Consider the following 20,901-nt stretch of genomic DNA (forward strand, 5'->3'; position numbering starts at 1 on the left):
GGTGTGCTGGCCGCCTGCCTGCTGCCCGCAGCCCGGTCAGGTCGCCAACTCGTCCCGCAGCGGCGCGGTCAGGTCGCCGGCTCGTCCTGCCGCGGCGCGGTCGCTGGCTCGTCGATGGTGGTGATGTGGCGTACTGGCGACGCGAACAGCCAGAGCACGGCGAGCACGCCGCCCAGGCCGGCGACGACCAGTGTCGGCCGCAGCCCGATGGTGGTGCCCAACGCCCCGCCGACCAGCGCGCCGAGGGGCCGGATGCCGTAGTTGACGGCGCTGTACGCACCGGCCCGACGGCCCCGCGCATCGTCGGGCGTGACCGCGGTGATGAGGGCGTTCAGGTTGACGTCCATCAGCATCACCCCGACGCTGGAGACCAGTTCGATGGCGGCCAGCATGCCGACCTTCGCCCAGGTCGGCCCGGCCACCAGCGCGGTCAGCGCCAGCGGCGCGGGAAAGAGGACGACGCCAATCATCGCGGTACGCCCCAACCCGATGGCGCGGGAGACCCGGGGCGCCAGCGCCGCGCCCGCCAACCCACCGATCGCGCCGGCGCCGAACGCGATGCCGATGGCACCGGCGGACAGGTCGAGCTCGCGACTCGCGTAGAGCACCAACAACGCGCTGGCGATGAAGGTGAAGAAGTTGACGGTGCTGGTGCAGCCGAGCGCGGCGCGCAGCACCGGGTGGCGCAGCACCAGGACGAGACCTTCGCGGACGAGGCCGAGGGTGGACGACCGCCGCGGCGGCGGAGGCGCCTCGGTCACCGGGATGCGGCCGAGCATCAGCGCGGAGCCGAGGAACGACACCGCGTCGACGATGACGGCGACCGGCGCGGTCAGCGCCTGGACCAGTCCACCGCCGACGGCCGGGCCGGCCACGAACGACACGGCGCGGCTCATGCTCAGCTTGCTGGTCGCGTCGACGTAGGCCGACCGCGGCACCAACGCGACGAAGAACGCCTGGCGCGCCATGGCGAACAGCACCGCCCCGGCACCGGTGAGCAGCGCCACCAGGTAGAGCTGGGTGAGGGTGACCGCGTCGAAGAGGTAGGCCACCGGCAGGCTGAGCAGCACCGCCGCGCGGATCAGGTCGGCGATGATCAGGAGCCGGCGCTTGTGGGTGCGCTGGTCCACCCACGCGCCCAGGAACAGGCCCAGCAGGTTGGGCAGCCAGATCAGCGCGGTGAGGACGCTGACCTGCGCGGGCGTCGCGGCGAGCAACGAGACGGCGATCAGCGGCAGAGCCAGTTCGCTGATCCGATCACCGAACTGGGAGATCGTCTCGCCGATCCAGAAGGTGCGGAACCGCCGGTCGCGGTGCAGGGCGGGTGGGGGCGCGGTGCCGACGGTGGTCACGACGCGGCCGAGTCGTCGCCGGGCTCGGGCATTACGTAGCGCAGCATCCGGACGACCTGCGCGCCGGCCGGTGGCGCCTGGTCGTCCTTGCGCCGTACGTACGGGGCAAGCAGCTCCTCGATCGCGTCCTCCAGCTGCCGCATCTCGTCGGCGGTGGCCACGAACCGGGTGTCGGCCACCCCGGCCAGCCCGCGCCACTCGGCGTCCAGCCGGGGCTCGTCCTGGAGCAGCCACTGCTGCGGAGCGTCGGCGTACCGGGCGAACATCTCTCCCCGCAGCTGGCGGCCGGCGGCCTGTCCCTCGGCGTCGTCAGGGAGCGTGAAGCGGAAGCCCCGGGCGGCGGCCTGCCACCAGCGTTCCCGCTTGCTGGTGGCGCCGTCCCAGTCGGTGACCAGGCCGAACGTCGCGAGGTGCCGCAGGTGCCAGCTCACCACCGACGGCGTGGCGCCGACGTGCGGCGAGAGCCCGGTGGCGGTGGCCGGGCCGTGTCGCTGGAGACGGTCGAGGATGGCCAACCGGACCGGGTGCGCCAGCGCCCGCAGCGCCTGCGGCTCGGTGATCTCGAAATCCCCGTACGGATTCTTGAGAGACATGTTTCGAAAGTAGTCTCTCAGGTTCCGTCGGGCAACCCCGAACTTCGCCGGATGGCTTCGGTCAGCTCACCCCCAGCCGGGCCAGCGGCTCGACCAGCTCGCGCTCCTCGTAGCTGAGGTGGGACAGCAGGGTGTCGCTCAGCAGGTCCACCGCGGCACGCAGCTCGGCCAACCCGTCCGGCGCGCCGACGTACGCGACCAGGGCCTGGTCGACGCCCTCCAGCACGTCGTGGATGACGTGGTGTTCCTGCTCCAGCCGGTCGACGACCGGGGCGAGGCGGGGATCGCGCAGCCGCAGCCGCGGGAAGAGGGCCTGGTCCTCGATGGTGTGGTGGGTGGTGACGATGCGGCAGTAGGACTCGCAGTAGACGCCGAGCGTCCACCGGTTCTGCCGCATGGTCATTGTGTTGATGTGCGACCGGGCCGTGCCGGCATCGATCTCACCGGCGGCCACCTGCTCGATCAGGTCGTGGATCTGGGCCAGCTCGCCGCGCAGGCCGTCGTGCACCTGCACCAGGTGCTGGCCGTTGGCCTGCTCCTGCGGGGTGTAGGTACGCGTCGGGTCGGGTGCGGGTCCGCTCGGCCGGGTCGACTCGTCCCAGACCTGCCGGTCGCTGCGCCGCCGGCCGTCGTCAGGGGTCGGCACCACCGCGAAGGCGCCGCTCGGGCGGGCCGCCCGCACCGGCGCGGCGACAACCCTCGCCGGCTCAGGCTCAGGCTCAGGGTCCGGCGTGCGCTCCGGCACCGTGCCGCGGTCACGCTCGGCGGCCACCAGCTCGCGAACGGCGGGGGCCACCTCGCCGGCGAACCGGCGCAGGTCGTCGGGGTCGTCGCTGCCGAGGATGAAGGTGCTGATGCCCTCGTCCAGCGCGAGCTCGGCCAGTTCCTGCACCCACTGCTCAGCCGGCCCGTGCAGCGGGCCGCGTCCGACCGAGGCGAACTGTCCGGAGACGTTGAGCAGCCGGCGGATGTCCTCGGGCGAGCGGCCCGCCTGCCGGGCGGCGTCGTCGATGATCGCGTTGCCCTTTTCCAGGTCACCGGGCTGGAGGTAACCCAGCGAGGGCAGCCAACCATCGGCCCGGCGACCGGTGAGCTCAAGCATCCGAGGCTTGTACGCGCCCAGCCAGATCGGCACCGCGTGCGCGGGCGCCGGGCCGCGCTTGGCACCGACCACCCGGTGGAACTCGCCATCGACACGCACCCCGCCGCGCGCCTCGGCGTCCCAGAGCTGGCGGATGACCTCGATGGCCTCCTCCAGCGCCCGTACGCCCTGGCCGGGGGTCAACCGACGGCCGCCCATCGCCTCGATGGCCTCCCAGAACGCTCCCGCGCCGAGGCCGAGCTCGACCCGGCCGCCGCTGAGCAGGTCCAGGCTGGCGACGCTGCGGGCGAGCACCGCCGGAGGTCGCAGCGGCAGGTTCGTGACGTTCGCCGACAGGTGCACCCGGGTGGTTCGCGCGGCGACGTAGCTCAGCAGCGTCCACGTGTCGAGGAACTTCGGCTGGTACGGGTGGTCCTGGAAGGTGACCAGGTCCAGGCCGACCTGCTCGGCCAGGACCGCGAGACCGACGGTGTGTCCCGGATCGTCGGCGCCGGGCGTGGTGAACGATCCGAAGACCAGGTCGTGGCCGTAGTCGCTCATCTGCGAGCCTCCCGTGTCGCGCGATGCATCATGACCTCAACCTTATGTCATACAGAACATCTACTGCCAACAAGGTCTGCGACGCTGCGCTATTGTCGGCGCATGACGGGTGCCACCGACGCGCGGGACCGACCCGATCCACTCGACGAAGACCTGGGCTGGATGCTGGGGATCGTCTTCCGTGGTTACGTCCGGGCGGCCGAGCACGCGCTCACCGACTTCCCCGGTGGCCCACGCGGCTACCAGGTGCTCACCGCCGCCATCAACGGGCCGACCCGGAACCAGGGTGCGATCGCCGAGGAGCTCGGCATGGACCGCACTGTGCTCACCTACGTCATCGACGACCTCGAACGACCCGGGTTCGTCGCCCGCCGGGCGGACCCGGCCGACCGGCGCAGCCGACTGGTCGACGTCACCGACGCCGGCCGCGCGGCGTGGGAGCAGCGGCGGCGGGCGCTGCGCCAGGTCGAGTCACACCTGCTGGGGGCGCTCTCGCCGGCCGAGTCGGCGACGCTGCGGGCCCTGCTCCAGCGGGTCGCCTGCTCGGCCCAGGCCGTCGACCCACTACGCGACCTCTGCGAGGTGGTCGCGCAGGTGCAGCCCGACCCGACCCCGCCCACGCTTTCGCCAAGCGCACCACCGGCGTCCGCGCCCCCGCGGCGGACGCCGGCCACCCGCACCCGCCGTCGCGGCTGAGCCGGGCAGGCGGTCTGGTCAGGCGGTCTGGTCAGGCGGTCGGGTCAGGCGGCGGCCCGCTCCGGCAGCGGACGACGCCGCAGCGCCGGATCGGTGAGCACCTGCGGCGCCCAGGCGCCGTCGGGCTGGTAGAGGTTCGTTCCGGGCGCGACGATCTCGTCGATCCGGTCCAGCACCGCGTCGTCGAGGGTGAGTTCCGCACCCGCCAACAGCCCGTCAAGCTGCTCCATGGTGCGCGGGCCGATGATGGCCGACGTGACACCCGGATGCGCGACAGTGAACGCCACGGCCAGCTCCGGCAGGGTGCAGCCGACCTCCTCGGCGAGCGCGACGAGACGGTCGACCGCGGCGTACTTGGCCGCGTTGCCCGGCAGCGCGGGGTCGAAACGGGCCGGGGTGAGGGCAGGTCGACCGGCGCTGAGATCGACCGGTCGGCCGGCCCGGTACCGGCCGGAGAGGAATCCGGAGGCGAGTGGGCTCCAGACCAACACCCCCATGCCGAGACGCTGGCAGACCGGCAGCACCGACGTCTCGATCCCCCGGGCCAGGATCGAGTACGGCGGCTGCTCGGTGCGGAACCGACCCAGCGCCCGCCGCTCGGCGACGTGGTACGCCTGCACGATCTCGTCCGCCGGGAACGTCGAGCAGCCGAAGGCCCGGATCTTTCCGGCCCGTACCAGGTCGGTGAGCGCGCCCAGCGTCTCCTCCACGTCGGTGGTGTGGTCCGGCCGGTGCACCTGGTAGAGGTCGATCCAGTCGGTGCCGAGCCGGCGCAGGCTCTCCTCCACCGCTCGGACGATCCAGCGCCGGGAGTTCCCCCCGCGGTTGGGCCCCTCCCCCATCGGAAAGTGGACCTTGGTGGCCAGCACCACGTCGTCGCGCCGGCCGCGCAGCGCCTTCCCGACAATCACCTCCGACTCCCCGGCGGAGTACATGTCGGCGGTGTCGACGACGTTGATCCCCCGGTCCAGTGCGGCGTGCACGATGCGGACGCAGTCGTCGTGGTCGGGGTTGCCGACCGCGCCGAACATCATCGTGCCGAGACAGTGGACGCTGACCTGGATGCCGGTGCCGCCGAGGACGCGGTAGCGCATGGACTCCCCCGAAATGGTTGGAGCCGCGCGGACGGGGGCGGCTGGCCCGTCCAGCCAACCTAGGCATTCGAGCGCACTCGAGGTCAAGTGAGCACGGGCCGGGCCCGCCGGCACCGTTCGACCGTCGTGCGTCGAGCCGTACCGGCGGACCCGTGCCACCGCCGTCGCGCCGGGGTCAGCGCACGTGCACGAACACCGGGTTCGAGTAGAACCACAGGTCGTCCCACGGGCTCTCCAGCCCGTCGGCCAGCGGCTCCGCCTCGTCCGTGCTGGTGCCGCGGACCCGCGCGTAGGTGTCGGCCTCCACGTTGCGCAGCGTGTGCCGGATGACGTAGTCCGCACCCTGCCGGCGCCAGTCCCGCGGGCCGAACCGGGCCACCACCTTGGTGGTGGGGTTGGTGTCGGCGTCCGGGTTGGCGCTCGGACCGGTGATCTGACCGACGATCAGGTCGACCCGGCGGACCTCGGGGCGGTCACCGTTGGCGTTCGCGCCGTTCAGCGGACGGAACTTGATCTCGATCTCGACATCGGTGCGGTTGCGACGGCTGACCGTGATGGTCTCGCCCACCTCGGCGGTCCGGCCCTGGGAGCTGGCGGTGACGTCGAGGCTGCTGATCAGGTCACCGGTGGTGACCCAGATCCGGCCGTTGCGCAGGCCGTCCATGATGTCGCCGTAGTCCTGGCGGGCGTGCACGTAGGTCTTGCTGTACTCGCCCGGCCAGAAGTCCGAGCCGCCGCGCGTCCAGTGCACGTGCGAGTCCGAGGTCGCCGTGATCCACCAGCGGCGGCCCTCGCCGAGCAGCGAGTCCCACAGCCCACCGACCCGCGCGGTCATCTGGTCGAAGCCACCGTAGGTGGGGTGGTTGCCGTACCCGCCCCGCTTGCCGCCGTTGAGCGGACCCGCCTGGTGGCCGGGCGCACCCTCGAAGCCGATGTACACGTCCGGGGCGGCGTTGTTGCCGTTACGGAACTCCCGTGGGGTGTCCTGGCCGTAGACGCCGAGGCCGGGCGCCGAGCGCGACGCGTGGTGGGCGATCACCAGCGGCTTGTGCGGCATCCCCCGGGCGACCTTGAGGAACTCCACCATCCTGGCCTCGGTGTCCCGGGCCGGGTCGGTGGGGAACGCGTCGTACTTGGCGAACCGGCTCTCCAGCTCGAACAGCTGCTTCGCCTCGTCGTCGTGGCGGGGGATCATCAGCGTGTGGTGGTCCAGCGCCGGCGCGTCGAACTCCATGCCCCAGAACTGGAGCACCTCGGGGACCAGCTTGCGCGAGCGCAGCAGGTCGGGGTACGCCTGCTCGATGTTCACCTTGGAGTGGGTCGGTCCACCGTGGTCGGTGCACATCGCCCAGCTCAGGCCGAAGTTCTTCGCCATGATGGCGTTGGTGACGATCGGGTAGACCGCGTCCGCACCCTTGTGGAACACGATCGGGGACTTCGTGGTGTCGAACTCGCCGCTGTACTCGGAGTGGACATGGTGGTCACCGGCACGCCACGCCCGGTTCTTGGAGTTGCCCCGGTCGCCCGTGTCGTCGCCGGGCCGCCGCTCCTCGTCGGCCCAGGCCGCGCCTCCGCCGATCAGCGGGCTGGCAGCGGCCAGCGTCGCGCCGACGCCCGCGTACTTGACCAGCTTGCGGCGCGACAGCTGCCCGCGCTCGGTCTCTTCGGGTTGCTTGTCCCTCACGTGAGAGCCTCTCCTCGATCAAGCGAATGCTCTTTCGATCAAGGAGCCTTGAAGAAGGTCGTGAACGCGCTCTGTACGGTGCGCGGGCGCACGATGAACACCCGGCCCGGACCTCCCGACAGGCCCGGCGCCGCCCGCCCGAGGCTGCGGCCGGCACCCCGCGACGGCGCGGGGTGCCGGACCAGGATCGCCAGGTCAGGGCACCTGCCGGGTATCCCGCGTGCTCCGGGCGGCCGACGAGTCGGCCGGTCCGGTGACCACCGGTGGCGCGACGTCGACCGACGGCAGCCCGGCCCGGCCGGCGAGCGGCAGGATCAGCTCGCTGCGACCCAGGTCGACCCGGACGGTGGCGTCCTGGTCGTCGGTCTCGGTGAACTGCGGGTCGCTCTGGCCGAGCACCAGGCCGAGCACATGGCCGGCGGGCAGCACCGCGTCGTACGCGTTCAGCGGCACGGTCACTGTGTACCAGCGGTCCGGCCGCAGCGGGGTGCTGAACCGCAACGAGCGGTGGTGCGCCGCATCGAGCCAGCCCCGGGTGAGCACGGCGTGGTCGGAGACCTCGGTGATCTCCTCGGTGTCCCGGTAGCAGGCGTCGTCGGCGTCCGTGGAAGCTCCCCAGCACGACTCGGTGCTCAACGTCCGCACCCCCTCCGAGCTGCCGTACCGGATCCGCTCCGCGCTGCCGTAGTCGACCAGCCGGGCGGTCAGCTCGGTGGTCGGCCGGTCCACCCGGATCCGTAGCCGCACCGAGGCGCTGCCGGAGATCCGCACCGGCGCGGTGAGCGCGCCGGAGAGGAAGACCAACCGGCCGGCGGTCGCCGTGCTCGGCTCGGCGACCAGCTCCGCCTCGCTCAGCGACTCGTCGACGTACGCCTGCTCGCGGCCCGGCCGCGCGCCGCGCCCGCCCAGGGTGCCGGTCACGCCGTCACCGGCACCGAGGGCCACCCGTACCTCCCGGGTGCCGGGTGCCGGCCAGTCCCGTTGCGTCGTCCAGGTTCCCGGCGCGGTCTCCAGGTCGACCCGCGGCTCGTCCATCACCCCGTTGCGCAGCCCCTGCAACCAGTAGTCGAACCAGCGGTGCAGGTCGGACACCCACTCGGCACGCCGGACGTCGAACGGGTCCTCGTGGCCGGCCTGGTAGAGCCAGAGCTTGCGGGGCACTCCCTGCTCGGCCAGCTCCTGCCACCAGCGGGCGAACTGGTTGGTGGTCACATTCAGGTCGTTGACGCCGTGCGCCACGAACACGCTGGCCCGCACCCGGTCGGCCGCGGGTCGGTAGTCGCGCTGCGTCCAGAACCCGTTGTAGTCGCCGGTCTCCTCGGCGCTGTCGGCGCGCAGCCGGGCCAGCACCTCCGCGCAGGCCTCGTCGGTGCGGCCGTTGACGTACGAGTGCAGGTAGCCGGGATAGTCCGTGGCACGCAGCACCCCCTGGTAGCGCATGTAGTCGTACCAGCTGGAGATCGCCGAGATCGGCACGATCGTCGCCAGCCCCGGCACGCCGGTGGCGGCGACCCCGTTGGCGACCGAGCCGTCCCACGACTTGCCGATCATGCCGACCCGCCCGGTGCTCCATGCCGCGCTGACCGGTCGGCCGTCGGCGGTGAAGGCGCGGGCCCGCCCGTTGAGCCAGTCCACCACCGCCTTGGCGCTGCCCACCTCGGCCGGGCCGCCGACGTCCTCGCAGCCGGTGGAGCGGGCGGTGCCGGCGAGGTCCACCGCAGCGAACGCGTAGCCGCGCGGGACGAAGTAGTTGTCGTAGAACAGCGGCGCCTTGGCGATCACGCCTGCCGCGTCGTACGTCTTGCGCTCGCTCTCGTTGCCTCGGCCGCAGCAGAGGTAGTAGGGCGAGGCGTCCATGATGACCGGCACCCGGACCCCCGCAGCGGCGGCCTCCCGGGGCCGGACCAGGTCCACCGCCACCCGGTCCCGCACGCCGTCACCGTCGGTGTCGGCCCGGGTCTCCACCCAGACGCTCTCCCGGATCGCGTCGGCATAGGAGTACGCGGGAACGGTCTGGTCGCCGACGACATGCGGCGGGGCCGGGCGGTGCTGGGCGGCCGGGTCAGCGGCCACCGGAGAGGCGGCAAACGAGTCAGCGGCCACCGGAGCGGCGGCCACCGGAGCGGTGGGCAGCGCCGCGAGCAACAGGCCGGCCAGGACGGCGGCGACCCGGGCGCGGGTGCCGGCGGTCAACGGAGTGGGCGACATCGGTGTCCTCCCCAGGATGCGGCGCGTGGATGACATTCCATCGCATCGATGCCCTGCTTGCCTAGTGCCCGCCCGATCGCCGCCCATGACCGGCGGGGCCGTCGTCAGATCCGGGCGCGGGGCAGCCAACCCAGGAATCGGTTCCGGACCCGGGGTAACGGCAGCGTCGGCAGGTCCTGGACGGCGGCGACGAGGCAGGAGCCGAGGTACATGGCGAGGGCGGCGCGCGCCCCACCGAACTCGGCGAGGAGCTGGCTCTGTTTCGTGGCGCAGGGCCATTCGCGACCGCAGCCGGTGCAGGTCCAACTAGGCGGGTTGGGCAGGTGCTCGGGCAGTTTCGCCCGGCGGTACCGGCCCACGACACTGTTGTCCGAGCGCACGTCGCGTCGCTGGGCGGCTGGGCCGCCGTTGCGTGGCGCGAGCGGCCGAACGGGCGGCAGGTAGCGCCGGACGGTCCCGAGGAGTACACCGACGCGGATCAGCGCGTCCGGCCCCACCTGGTGGGCCAGCAACGCCGTCATCACATGGTGCCCCAGCAGGTCGAGGGAGTCACGGTTCAGGCGCAGGTCGCGGCAGAGGTCGACGAATTCGAGGGTGGCCAGTGGTACGCGGTCGTCGAGCGCGCGGCGCAGCACCTCGCGCAAGGCGGTCCCGAGGCCCTCCAGCGCGTCACCCTCGCCCAGTCCCAGGCTGTCCTGGTCCGCCACCCGCGTCAGCGCCTCGGCCACGGCCAGCCGGACGACGCGGTCAGGGTCGGTACTGTCCAATGGTCACCCCGTTCGATGGCCGGTCGTCCGGCAAGGCCCGGCCGCGCTCCGGCGTCCGGGGAATTGTGGACAAGATTCCGGTGGGCGCAACCTGCATGGCTAGGCCAGCAGGCGCAGCGATAAGAATGCGGTAGTCGGAATGCGAAGTCGACCAACCGACACACCGAGGTGGAACGGCGGGCGGGCCTCCACTTGTCCTATGGTGGAACTTCCATCAAAGCCTGTTGTGTAAGTGGGAATTGTTCACAGTTCGCTCCGGCCTCGCGGCCCGGTACGTCCCGCCGCCGGCCCCGGTCCAGCATCCGGCGACACCTTCCCCGGACGGAGACAGCGGATGACGTCACCAGTGCAGACCCGAGGATTCGAGAGCCGAGATCCGGCGGCCATTCGCCACTTCCTGGCCCGGACGTACGACACGGACCTGCGCATCCGCGGCGGGGACAACGGCTACCGGCTCGTCCACCAACGCATAGACACCGGGTTGTTCGCTCTCGCGACGATCGCTCAAACGGCGCACCTCGACATCGACGTGCACGGTATCGACGCTCTGGTCATCTGCCGCACCCGCACCGCACGGGTCGAGCGCGCCACCGACGGAGCGGTCCATCGGTTCGGCCCCGGCGACGTCTTCCTCACCACCAGACCCGGTCTGCCGTTCAACGTGCACTGGCAACCCGGCGAGGTGGAACTCTGCGTGCTGGACCTGGCGGTGCTGGCGCAGGTCGCCACCGCCGCGCCGGCCCGGCGACCCGGTCAGGTCCGGTTCACCGACCTCGGGCCTGCCAGTGCCGCCCACGCCCGGCAGTGGCGGAACACCACCCGCTACATCAGCGACGTCGTGCTGACCAACGCGACCACCAACGCGGAGCCGCTGGTGATCGGCAACGCGGCGCGGATGCTCGCCGCGGCGGCACTCACGGTCTTCCCCAACACGGCGGTCACCGATCCGACCACCGAGGACCGGCGCGACGCCGGCACCGCCACGTTGCGCCGGGCGATCACCTTCATGGACGAGCACGCCGACCGGGACATCACCGCGGCCGACATCGCCAACGCCGCCGCCGTCTCCCTGCGGGCGGTGCAACTGGCCTTCCGCCGTCATCTCGGCACCACCCCGATGGCGCACCTGCGTCGGATCCGGCTCGATCGGGCCCACCACGACCTGGTGCGGGCCGACCCTCGTCGGGATACCGTGTCGGCGATCGCCAGTCGGTGGGGGTTCGCCAGCCACAGCAGATTCACCGCCCGGTACCACGCCAGCTACGGGGTGCCGCCCCGCGAGACCCTCCACGCCTGACCGACGCCAGCACCGCGCGGGCTAGTCCCGGTCGCGCTCGTGGGCGTCGCGGGCGGTCTGCAACTCGGGCACAGAGCCTTCCAGCAGGTCGGCGAGGCCGCGCAACTGCTCGGCGACCCGGGCGCCGAGGGGGGTCAGCGAGTATTCGACGCGCGGCGGAATCGCCGAGAGGACCTCGCGGGTCAGCATGCCGTCGCGCTCAAGGGTCTGCAGGGTCTGGGAGAGCATCCGCTCGCTGACCCCGTCGATGCGCCGACGCAGCGCGTTGAACCGGTACCGACCCTCGCCGAGCGCCAGCAGGGCCAGCGAAGCCCATTTCGAGGTGACGTCCTCGAACGCGGCGCGGGAGGTGCACCCGCGCGCGAAGACATCGCTGACGAGTTCCTGGGTAGGCCCCGCCGGGTCCTGGGCCGGCACGTCGTTCACCTCAACAGCCTACCTCACGATTACGAGTTCGCATGTACTGTAGATTAGTAAGTGCCTACAGTTTCGTCATCGCCGCACCGGAGGTTTCCCATGCCCACCTATGCCGTCACCGGCGCCACCGGCCGCCTGGGCCGCCTGGTGATCGAGCACCTGCTCGACGCCGGCGTACCCGCCACCGAGATCGCCGCCGTCGTCCGCACCCCGGAGAAGGCCGCCGACTTCGCCGCGCGCGGCGTCGAGATCCGCCAGGCCAACTACGACGACCCGTCGACGTTGCCCGGCGCCGTGGCCGGAGTACGCCGCCTGCTGCTCATCTCCGGTGACACTCCCGGTCAGCGCGTTGCCCAGCACACCGCGGTCATCGACGCGGCCAAGCTCGCCGGGGTCGAGCGCCTGATCTACACCAGCATCCTGCGCGCCGACACCACCACGAACCCCCTGGCGCCCGAGCACAAGGCCACCGAGGAGGTCACCGCCGCCTCGGGTCTGCCGTACACGATCCTGCGCAACAGCTGGTACACCGAGAACTACACCGACCAGCTGCCGCAGTACCTGCAGACCGGCGTGATCCTCGGCGCCACCGGTGGCAGCAGGGTCTCCGCCGCGACTCGGGCCGACTACGCGGCGGCGGCCGTCGCGGCGCTGACCCGCCAGGAGGACGGCAACGCCGTCTACGAGCTGGGCGGGACGGCCTTCACCTTCGACGAGCTGGCCGCCGCCGTTACCCAGGTCACCGGCACCACGGTCGTCCACCGGGACCTGTCCGCCACCGAGCTCGCCGCGACCCTGGAGAACGTCGGGCTCGACGCGGGCACCGCCGGGTTCGTCGCCGCGCTCGACCACTCGATCGCCATCGGTGAACTGACGACCGACAGCGACGACCTCAGCCGGCTGATCGGCCGCCCGAGCACCCCGCTGCACGACGCCGTCCGGGCCGCGCACGCCTGACCGGCGGCCGTCGGCCACGTCGGCGAGCACCGGCGGGCGACGGGTGCGTACCTGTCGCCCGCCTGCGCTCCGGGAGCCCCCACGGCCGACACGTGCCGGACGGGCGTTTACGCCCCGCGGCGCAGCGGTCGGAAGAAGTCTCGCAGGTCGTTGGCGAGCACGTCGGGTTCCTCCAAGGGCAGGAAGTGGCCTCCGCGGGTCGGGCCACGCCATTGGCGCAGGTCACGATAAACGCGCTCGGCGTACTCGCGGGGGTAGTCCCGGTCCTCCGGGGTGAGCCGGACTCCTGCTGGCACGTCAACAGCCCCCAGGGGCGGAGTCCGGGAGTCGTCGTAGTAGGGCCTGAAGGATGAGCCGATCGTCCCGGTCGCCCAGTAAAGAGTGGCGATGGTGAGTAGAAGGTCTTTGCTGAACCGAGATTCGAGGTCTCCGTCGCAGTCGCTCCAGGCCCGATACTTTTCCACGATCCAGGCGGCTAGGCCGGCGGGAGAGTCCAGCAGGGCCGCAGCGAGGGTGTCCGGTCGGGTGCTCTGGATGGCGGCGTAGCCGTCATCGCTGCCATCGTGCTCGTTCGATCGCGCTTTCAGGTAGGCCTGCTCGGCTGCGGACAATGGGTGGGCGTCGTCGAGAATGGGGTGCAGGTCCGGATGGTGGGTGTGGATCCCGACCACCCGCTGCCGGTGCCGGGCGCCGAGAAAGCCGGTGACATGAGAGCCGATGTCGCCGCCGTACGCGCCGAACGTGGAGTAGCTCAGGACATCCGTCATCAGCCGTGCCCACAGGTCAGCAACTACCGGAGGGGTCACCAGGCCGTGGATCGGCAGGTCCGAGAACACGAAGCCGGGCAGGGACGGAACGACGACGTCGAAGGCGTCGTCCTGCTCGCCGCCGTAGGCAGCGGGATCGGCCAGCCGCGCCGCTAGCGGCAACATCTCCACGAAGCTGCTGGGCCAGCCATGGGTCAGCACCAGCGGCAGCGGGGAGCGGGTGCCGCTGGAGGTTGCCGCGCGCAGGTGCACGAAGTGCACGCGCCGGCCGTCCAGGGTCGCGGTGTAGTGCGGCACTGCGTTGAGTTCGCGTTCCCGGGCGCGCCAGTCGAAGCCGCTGCGCCAGTAGGTCACTAGCTCGCGAAGGTAGTCCGGATCCGTGCCGGCACACCACCCGCTCGCAGTCGGGCGGGGAAAGCGGGTGCGCGCCAACCGCTCGGCCAGGTCCGCCAGCAGGTCGTCGGAGACGTCGATGGTGAACGGCACAGCTTGTGGCAGGGACGACATGAAGAGGGCCTCCGTGACCTGGGACGGATGAAATCCACATTCCCCAGGTCAGCTCGCCATATCGGCTCGCCCGATGGCTGCAAGGGAAGCGATTCGCATGCTACCGGCCGCGACGCTGCCTGAAAAGTGCTCACTCGGCTGTGGCCGGGAGCGCCACGTGGCCGGTGGTCGGCTGGGGCCGGGATCCGGCGAGCTCGGTTGGTCTGCACGGCGACACGTGCCGGTCGGCTACTCCGTCTCGTCGTCCTGGTCGGTGAGGTCGGCCAGGACGTCGGCCGCGTCCCGGTTGCCGCCGTCGGCGAGCCGTCGAAGCTCGGCGACATCGACCCGCTCGGTCGCCAGTTCGACGAGCTGATCGGTCGCGTCCTGGTCGCCCCGGTCGGCCAGGCGCCGCAGCTCGTCCATGTCGCCGCGCTCAGTGGCGAGCTCGACGAGCTGAGCCGCCGCGTCGGTGTTGCCGCTCTCTGCGAGCTGGCGCAGCTCCGCCAGGTCGCCCCGCTCACCGGCGAGCTCGACGAGCTGGTCGACCGCGTCCCGGTCACCGTTCGCGGCCCGTTCCCGCAGGCCCGCAAGATCAGAATCTGACACGATCACGTACCTTTCACCAGGCTCACGCACGACGGTTCTCCATCAGCCCGCCGTCATCGTCGGCCGCCGCACCCGGCCCGGTCGACCCAACCACTCCCCCGGGCTCACCACCGAAACCTAGACAACCGGCGCCGCGTCGGGCAGCCGAACGCCTCAACAGCATCGGCTGGCGGCGCGCCCTTCCGCGGTTGTCAGGGGGCCGTCTCCGTGGGGTCGGCGAGGAGCAACCCGGTCAGCAGGCTGCGCACGGTCCGCTCGAAGAGGTCCGTCCGGGGCGCCGGCGCCGAGGGCTGGCTGAACGCCGCGACCATGTGCGGGTACGCGGTGAGGTCGCCACCAGCGAAGCTGAACGACCCGGAGGTGGCCTCGCTGCGGGCGAAGAGGCTCACCACGCCGGTCATCATGGCGATCGCCTCGAACTTGGCGGTGGCGGCGCAGCGGACGGGTTCCAGGACCCGCAGGCAGTTGTCGAACCAGGCGAGGCTGTCGGGGCCGATGCCGGACGGTCGGTGACTCACGTCGAACAACCACGGGTGGCGCCGGTGCAGCGCCAACTGCCGGCGGGCCAACAGCAGCATCGAGTGCAGCCAGTCGCCCTCCGCCTGCGGGTACGGCCGCAGCTCCCCCACGGCCCGGTCGGTCATCAGGTCCAGGAGGTCGTCACGGGAGGACAGGTACCGGTAGAGCGATCCGGCGCCGGTGCCCAGCGCGGTCGCGACGGCGCGCATCGACACCGCGGCGAGTCCTTCGGCGTCGGCCAGTGCGATGGCGGCCGCGACGATCTCGTCGCGGCTGTGCGCCGGAACGGGACCGCGGCTGCCGCGTTCGGGCCTGGTCCAGATCGGTTGCCGGTCGGTGTCACCGCCGCCGGACTTCCTCGGTGCGTCGCTCACCGATCTACTGTAAACTGCAAACGTCGTTCGCAGTTTAGACATGGCGGAAGGGCGGACCGATCATGGAACGGATCACGGCACGGGACGGCGCCAGCATCGTGCTGCACTCCACGGGCAGCGGACCCGGGATCGTCGTGGTGCACGGCGGCGGGGTCACCATCGACGTGTACGGCCGGCTGGCCACGGCCCTCGCCGACCGGTTCACCGTGCACCTCTACAACCGGCGGGGACGGGCCGACGCCCCGCCCAGGTCGATGCCCTACACGTTCGACCAGGACATCGACGACCTCGCCGTGGTGCTGGAGCACACCGGGTCCGGCAATGTCATCGGCCACAGCTCCGGCGGCTTCATCGCGCTCCGGGCCGCACTCCGGCTGCCGATCGACCGACTCGCCCTCTACGACGCCGCGATCTCCATCGACGGCGGCTCACCGTCCGCGTGGCTGGAGCCCGCCCGCGCGGCGCTGCGGCGTGGCGACACCGCTCGGGGCCTCGCCATCACGGCCGCCGGCATCAACCCGCAGATGGCGGCGGCGAAGCTCCCGCTCGGCGTACGGGTCGCGATCACTCGGGCGTTCATGCGCACCCCGATCGGGCGCACGATGGGCGAACTGCTGCCGATGACTCTGGACGAGACGGCCCTGATCCTGGCGCACGACGGCCCGGCCACCCAGTGGGACGGGGTCACCTGCGAAGTGCTGCTGACGTGCGGCGCCGACGGCCCGCCCTACTACGTCGCCCTCAACGAGGCGTTGGCCCGCGCGCTGCCTCGAGCCAGGACGCTGACGATTCCCCGGAGCGGGCACGACGCCATCAACCGGGCGTACCCGAGAATGGTCGAGCCGCTCGTCGAATTCTTCGCGGCCCCGGTGACGCCGCAGCGCACGCCCCACACCTGACGGGCCACGCGGTCGCCCGGCCTGGCCGTCCCCAATGGATGTCGGCGCCATCGCGCGGCACGCACGGCTGCCCACGGTTATTGATCTTGGCTTAGGCTGGGGGACATGCCCGAATGCCCCTCGCACCGCCATCATGACGGCCACAGGTCGGGCCGCCCAGCGGCCTCGGAACACACCACCGAGCCGGCCGGCTGGTGAGTGGAGCACCCGCGCCCGCCCAGCGAGGTGAGCCGGCCGCACCGACAGACGGCCGGTCCAGGCTGGTCGACGGCTGCCGGCGACTCGCCGACTCGCGCCCCTTCGAGATCGGCATCGTCGTCGTCATCCTCGCCAACGGGGTCGTCCTCGGCCTGGAGACGTACGACGGCCTGATCGCACCAGGTGCGGCGCTGCACTGGCTGGAGTTGTTCTTCCGCGCTGTCTTCGTCGTCGAGATCGGCATCCGGCTGGCTGCGTACGGCCGTCGTCCGCAGGACTTCTTCCGGCACGGCTGGAACGTCTTCGACTTCGTGGTGATCGCGGCGATCTTCATACCGGGCCTGCACGGCGACCCGGCGCTGCTGCGCGTGGTGCGGGTCGCACGGATGATCCGGTTGGTGCGGTTCTCGCCGGGTCTTCGCACCATCGTCGCCGCCCTGTGGCGCAGCCTGCCGGGCGTCGGCGGTTTCCTCGCCCTGGCCGTGGTGACGCTCTACGTGTACGGCATGGCCGGCTGGCTGATCTTCGGCAGCAGGTACCCGGAAGAGTACGGTGACATCGGCCGGTCCCTGCTGACGTTGTTCGTGCTGCTGTCGCTGGAGACGCTGCCGGACCTCATCGAGCAGGGCATGGCCATCTCGCCGTGGACCCTGCTCTACTACGTCAGCTACGTGATCATCACCGTCAACCTGCTGCTCAACATCCTCATCGCGGTCATCGTCAACTCGATGGAGGAGGCACGCCGGTTGGAGATGACCGAGCGGCTGGCTCCCGGGTACGACGAGGACGGTGACGGCGTACCGGACGAGCTGGACCGTATCGCGCTCACCCAACGGCTGGACGACCTGCGGGCGGTGATCGCCGAGTTGGAACGGGAACTGCGGATCGACCGCGACGACGGGCACGGCCGCCCACACCGCGAGGACGCCCGCGCCGGACGCTGAACCGGCCGCCGGGTGCCGGATACACCCTCCGGTGCGGCGCATTCCAGCACGTGACGGTCATCCGACGTTCTTCCGTGGCGGTCCGCGTACCAGTTAGTCTCGATGGCGTCCTACAGGTCTGACTGAAGGGCATCCACATGACGGCCAGTGTCGACAATGCCCGCACCAACACCGACACCCCGGACGCACTCGGCCCGCTGATCGACGACGTGATCCGCCCCCAGGCGGCGACTGTCGACCGGGACGGTTCCTTTCCCCGGCGGGGCGTCGACGCCCTCGCCTCGGCTGGCCTGCTCGGCCTGGCCTCCTCGACCGAGGTCGGTGGCGGCGGCCAGGGGATACGCGCGGTCGCCGAGGTCATCGAGCGGCTGGCCGCCGAGTGCGGCTCCACGGCGATGGTTGTTCTCATGCACTACGCGGCGACCGCCGTCATCGAGGCACACGGCCCGCGCGAGGTCCGCACGGCCATCGCGGCCGGCGATCATCTGACCACGTTGGCCTTCTCCGAGTTCGGTTCGCGCAGCCACTTCTGGTCGCCGACCGGCACCGCGTCGGCCGCCGACGACGGCACCGTCCGGCTCGACGCCAGGAAGAGCTGGGTCACCTCGGCCGGCGAGGTGAACAGCTATGTCTGGTCGAGCCTCCCGCTGTCCCCGGGGGCGGGTCCGATGACCCTGTGGCTCGTCCCGGCCGACAGCGCCGGCCTCAGCATCACCGGCGACTTCGACGGGCTCGGCCTGCGCGGCAACGGCTCCCGACCGATGACGGCCGACGGGCTCCGGGTCCCCACCGGCGCGATGCTGGCAGCCGACGGTGCCGGCCTGGACACCGCGCTTGGCGCGGTCCTCCCCTGGTTCCTGGTGCTGAACGCCGCGTTCTGCCTCGGCCTCGCCGACAGCGCGGTCGCCGAGGCTGGCCGGCACCTCACCAGGACCACGCTCACACACACCGGCGCGGCCCTGCGCGACGCGCCCGTCACCCGGCGCGGCTTCGCCCAACTGAAGATCCGCACCGACGCCCTGCGCGCCTTCCTCGGCGACACCCTCACCGCTCTGGAGACCGGCCGGGAGGACGCGATGCTGCGGGTGTTGCAGGTCAAGGCACTCGCTGGCGAGACGGCCGCCGACGTGACTGACGGGGCGATGCAGCTCTGCGGCGGCAGCGCGTTCCGCAAGGAGTTGGGCCTCGAACGCCGATTCCGCGACTCTCGTGCGGCCCGGGTGATGGCACCTACGACCGACGCCCTGCACGACTTCGTCGGTCGCGTCGCTACCGGGCTGCCGCTGCTCGACGAGGCCAACCGCTGATGCCGGCGCCAGCGGTCCTGATGGGGGCGGTCGCCTACGACCCCAAGGTGGTGACCATCTGGGAGGGCTTCCGTGCCTGGCTCCGAGAGGGCGGGCTGGACTTCGACTTCGTCCTCTACTCCCACTACGAGCGGCAGGTCGAGGACCTCGTCGCCGGGCGGATCGACGCCGCGTGGAACTCCCCCCTCGCCTGGCTACGGGCGGAACGCCTGGCGGCGGCCAGCGGCAGCGCCGTGCGAGCACTCACCATGCGCGACACCGACCGGGACCTCACCTCGGTCGTGGTGGTGCGCGCCGACTCACCGGTGCGGCAGGTCGAGGACCTCGCCGGGATGCTGGTGGCCGTCGGTGCCGTGGACAGTCCACAGGCGACGCTGATCCCGCTCGGGCACCTCGCGGCCGCCGGAGTCGAGGTCGAGGTACGCCGGTTCGACGTCGGCGTCGGTCTGCACGGCGACCACATCGGCGGCGAGCGCGACGCCGCTCGGGCCCTCATGTCCAAGGAGGTGGACGCCGCCTGCATGATCGACGCCAACCACCTGGCGTTCGTTCAGGAAGGCACGCTGCCGGCCGATGGCACCCGGATCGTCGCGCAGACCGCGCGATACGACCACTGCAACATGACGGTGCTCGACCCGGCGTCCGCCGGGGTCCAGCTCTTCGGCACGCTGCTGCGTGGCATGTCGTACGCCGACCCGCAGGTACGGCCATTGCTCGACCTCGAAGGGCTGACGGCCTGGGAAGACGGCCGGACCACGAGGTACGACGCCCTCGCCCGGGCGGTCGACGCGAGCGGGTTCTACGCCGCCGACGGGCGGGTGACGGCCGCGGACTATCGGCCGTGAGCAGCGTGCCGGCCGCCGACGTCGAGATCCACCTCGGCGGCCTGGGCTTCGGCCGCGGCGCACACCTGCTGGTGCAACGCGCCCTCGCCGGGCTACCGCCCGGCGGCCGGCTGGCGGTCTCCGGCCGCGACCCGGCCCTGCCCGTGCACCTGCCCGCCTGGTGCCGGAGCCGGGGCCACCGGCTCGAATGGCCGGATCCGGCCGACCGGAGCGAGCTGGCGGCGGTGGTCGTCCGGGGCACGGCGGATGACGACCGCTGGTTCGGCGCGGAGCGGGCCGGGCCCGCCCTGCCGTCGGCGCTCAGCAGTCGTCCGCCGCCCCGCTGGGGGCTCGGCGCCCGCGGTGCGCTGCTGGAGGCCGGCGGCCCCGAGGCCCGGTTCGACCTGGACGAGCGCGATCTGGTCTGGGCCGACGTCGCGCCCAAGCTGTACGCGCAGGCGGCCGCGCGGCAGTGGGACCCGGAGACCGCGGTGTCGTGGGACGACGCGTTCACGCTGCCGGCCGACGTCGAGGCCGCGGTCGTGCAGGTGATGACCTACCTCGTCGAGAACGAGCAGGCCGCACTCGTCGTGCCGGCGCGCTTCGTCGGGCGCATCCACCCGCACTTCCGCGAGGTGGTGCAGCTTCTCGCCGTACAGATGGCCGATGAGGCTCGGCACATGGAGGTGTTCAGCCGGCGGGCGCTGCTGCGCGGAGCGGAGCTGGGCACGTCGTCGGCCGGCGGCCGGCAGTCGCTCTTCACGCTCGTCGCCGAATCCGACTTCGCGCTGGCCTCGTTCCTGCTCTCGGTGCTCGGCGAGGGCAGCTTCGTCGACCTGCTCTCGTTCCTGGAGCAGAACGCCCCGGACCCGGTGACCCGGCGGATCTGCTGGCTGGCGATGCAGGACGAGCGCCGGCACGTGGTGTTCGGCATGGCGCACCTGGAGCACCAGGCATCCGTGGACCCGCGGTTGCATGACCGACTGCGGGCGGCCATCCACCGCCGGCACGACGCGCTCGTCGACACCGCGGGCCTCAACGCGGACGTCTTCGACGCGCTCGTGGTGCTCGCGGCCGGCGGCTGGCACCCCGATGACGTGTCCGCCGGCTTCGACCGGGTGCAGGACCTGCAGCGTGCGATGGATCAGGGCCGCCAGCGCCGGCTGGTACGGCTGGGTTTCCGACCCGACGAGGCGGCCGCGCTCTCCGCCCTGCACACCCGCAACTTCATGTAGATCCAGCGCGCGGGCCGCCGGCGGTCTGCGGG

Annotated in this window: 19 protein-coding genes; 8 read left to right on the forward strand and 11 right to left on the reverse strand. The window is 71.7% G+C overall.

Features of this window, described 5'->3' with window-relative positions; all coding sequences use genetic code 11:
• Window positions 1–68 precede the first annotated feature (68 nt).
• The 3 genes from ACFY29_RS32215 to ACFY29_RS32225 all read right to left on the reverse strand — a co-directional run bounded on the left by ACFY29_RS32215 (window position 69) and on the right by ACFY29_RS32225 (window position 3,587).
• Window positions 69–1,352: an MFS transporter gene (locus tag ACFY29_RS32215; RefSeq protein ID WP_386992143.1), complete on the reverse strand. Its 1,284-nt coding sequence runs from the start codon at window positions 1,350–1,352 to the stop codon at window positions 69–71.
• On the reverse strand, window positions 1,349–1,945 hold the full coding sequence (locus ACFY29_RS32220) for an ArsR/SmtB family transcription factor (RefSeq protein ID WP_386992145.1): 597 nt from the start codon (window positions 1,943–1,945) through the stop codon (window positions 1,349–1,351). Before ACFY29_RS32220 ends, ACFY29_RS32215 begins: the two co-directional genes overlap by 4 nt.
• A 61-nt stretch (window positions 1,946–2,006) precedes the next feature.
• Window positions 2,007–3,587, reverse strand: a complete 1,581-nt coding sequence (locus tag ACFY29_RS32225) for an LLM class flavin-dependent oxidoreductase (protein WP_386992147.1) — start codon at window positions 3,585–3,587, stop codon at window positions 2,007–2,009.
• A 102-nt stretch (window positions 3,588–3,689) separates the two neighbouring features.
• On the opposite strand from ACFY29_RS32225, the gene ACFY29_RS32230 reads away from it, so the two are divergent.
• On the forward strand, window positions 3,690–4,283 hold the full coding sequence (locus tag ACFY29_RS32230) for a MarR family winged helix-turn-helix transcriptional regulator (RefSeq protein ID WP_328417511.1): 594 nt from the start codon (window positions 3,690–3,692) through the stop codon (window positions 4,281–4,283).
• Between the two features lie 44 nt (window positions 4,284–4,327).
• Here the strand turns inward: ACFY29_RS32230 and ACFY29_RS32235 are convergent, their stop codons facing one another.
• The 4 genes from ACFY29_RS32235 to ACFY29_RS32250 form a co-directional block, all read right to left on the reverse strand.
• Window positions 4,328–5,377 carry an aldo/keto reductase gene (locus tag ACFY29_RS32235; RefSeq protein ID WP_386992149.1) on the reverse strand — a complete coding sequence of 350 codons (1,050 nt, stop codon included), beginning with the start codon at window positions 5,375–5,377 and terminating at the stop codon, window positions 4,328–4,330.
• 175 nt (window positions 5,378–5,552) lie between these two features.
• Window positions 5,553–7,061 carry a phosphoesterase gene (locus ACFY29_RS32240; RefSeq protein WP_328417517.1) on the reverse strand — a complete coding sequence of 503 codons (1,509 nt, stop codon included), beginning with the start codon at window positions 7,059–7,061 and terminating at the stop codon, window positions 5,553–5,555.
• A gap of 195 nt (window positions 7,062–7,256) precedes the next feature.
• Window positions 7,257–9,269 (reverse strand): Xaa-Pro dipeptidyl-peptidase, encoded by a 2,013-nt coding sequence (locus tag ACFY29_RS32245; protein ID WP_386992151.1) that lies wholly within the window; start codon window positions 9,267–9,269, stop codon window positions 7,257–7,259.
• Between the two features lie 104 nt (window positions 9,270–9,373).
• Window positions 9,374–10,036, reverse strand: a complete 663-nt coding sequence (locus tag ACFY29_RS32250; protein WP_386992153.1) for a hypothetical protein — start codon at window positions 10,034–10,036, stop codon at window positions 9,374–9,376.
• 334 nt (window positions 10,037–10,370) lie between these two features.
• On the opposite strand from ACFY29_RS32250, the gene ACFY29_RS32255 reads away from it, so the two are divergent.
• The gene (locus ACFY29_RS32255; RefSeq protein ID WP_386992155.1) at window positions 10,371–11,333 is read left to right on the forward strand and encodes a helix-turn-helix transcriptional regulator; all 963 of its coding nucleotides are present in this window, start codon (window positions 10,371–10,373) and stop codon (window positions 11,331–11,333) included.
• Window positions 11,334–11,354: 21 nt separating this feature from the next.
• Here the strand turns inward: ACFY29_RS32255 and ACFY29_RS32260 are convergent, their stop codons facing one another.
• On the reverse strand, window positions 11,355–11,759 hold the full coding sequence (locus tag ACFY29_RS32260) for a winged helix-turn-helix transcriptional regulator (protein ID WP_386992157.1): 405 nt from the start codon (window positions 11,757–11,759) through the stop codon (window positions 11,355–11,357).
• A 90-nt stretch (window positions 11,760–11,849) separates the two neighbouring features.
• Here ACFY29_RS32260 and ACFY29_RS32265 point away from each other — a divergent pair, with 90 nt between their 5' ends.
• A complete protein-coding gene (locus ACFY29_RS32265) occupies window positions 11,850–12,707 on the forward strand; it encodes an NAD(P)H-binding protein (protein WP_386992159.1) in 858 nt (285 codons plus the stop codon).
• Between the two features lie 107 nt (window positions 12,708–12,814).
• Here ACFY29_RS32265 and ACFY29_RS32270 read toward each other — a convergent pair whose 3' ends face one another.
• The 3 genes from ACFY29_RS32270 to ACFY29_RS32280 all read right to left on the reverse strand — a co-directional run bounded on the left by ACFY29_RS32270 (window position 12,815) and on the right by ACFY29_RS32280 (window position 15,462).
• The gene (locus tag ACFY29_RS32270) at window positions 12,815–13,981 is read right to left on the reverse strand and encodes an epoxide hydrolase family protein (protein WP_386992161.1); all 1,167 of its coding nucleotides are present in this window, start codon (window positions 13,979–13,981) and stop codon (window positions 12,815–12,817) included.
• A 228-nt stretch (window positions 13,982–14,209) separates the two neighbouring features.
• Window positions 14,210–14,569 (reverse strand): hypothetical protein, encoded by a 360-nt coding sequence (locus ACFY29_RS32275; protein WP_328417531.1) that lies wholly within the window; start codon window positions 14,567–14,569, stop codon window positions 14,210–14,212.
• Window positions 14,570–14,760: 191 nt separating this feature from the next.
• Window positions 14,761–15,462 carry a TetR/AcrR family transcriptional regulator gene (locus tag ACFY29_RS32280; protein ID WP_386992164.1) on the reverse strand — a complete coding sequence of 234 codons (702 nt, stop codon included), beginning with the start codon at window positions 15,460–15,462 and terminating at the stop codon, window positions 14,761–14,763.
• A gap of 62 nt (window positions 15,463–15,524) precedes the next feature.
• Here ACFY29_RS32280 and ACFY29_RS32285 point away from each other — a divergent pair, with 62 nt between their 5' ends.
• From ACFY29_RS32285 to ACFY29_RS32305, 5 genes are all read left to right on the forward strand, one after another.
• Window positions 15,525–16,361, forward strand: coding sequence for an alpha/beta fold hydrolase (locus ACFY29_RS32285; RefSeq protein ID WP_386992165.1), 837 nt, complete (start codon window positions 15,525–15,527; stop codon window positions 16,359–16,361).
• A 194-nt stretch (window positions 16,362–16,555) separates the two neighbouring features.
• Complete coding sequence (locus tag ACFY29_RS32290; protein WP_355602745.1) at window positions 16,556–17,503, forward strand: ion transporter; 948 nt, start codon at window positions 16,556–16,558, stop codon at window positions 17,501–17,503.
• A 137-nt stretch (window positions 17,504–17,640) separates the two neighbouring features.
• The gene (locus tag ACFY29_RS32295) at window positions 17,641–18,810 is read left to right on the forward strand and encodes an acyl-CoA dehydrogenase family protein (RefSeq protein ID WP_386992168.1); all 1,170 of its coding nucleotides are present in this window, start codon (window positions 17,641–17,643) and stop codon (window positions 18,808–18,810) included.
• Window positions 18,810–19,655, forward strand: coding sequence for a PhnD/SsuA/transferrin family substrate-binding protein (locus tag ACFY29_RS32300; protein ID WP_355602749.1), 846 nt, complete (start codon window positions 18,810–18,812; stop codon window positions 19,653–19,655). The genes ACFY29_RS32295 and ACFY29_RS32300 overlap by 1 nt, the downstream gene beginning before the upstream one ends.
• Entirely contained in the window at window positions 19,652–20,869 is a 1,218-nt protein-coding gene (locus ACFY29_RS32305; protein WP_386992170.1) for a ferritin-like domain-containing protein, read from the forward strand. The genes ACFY29_RS32300 and ACFY29_RS32305 overlap by 4 nt, the downstream gene beginning before the upstream one ends.
• Window positions 20,870–20,901 lie beyond the last annotated feature (32 nt).

Source organism: Micromonospora sp. NPDC000668, assembly GCF_042897975.1.
GTDB lineage: Bacteria > Actinomycetota > Actinomycetes > Mycobacteriales > Micromonosporaceae > Micromonospora.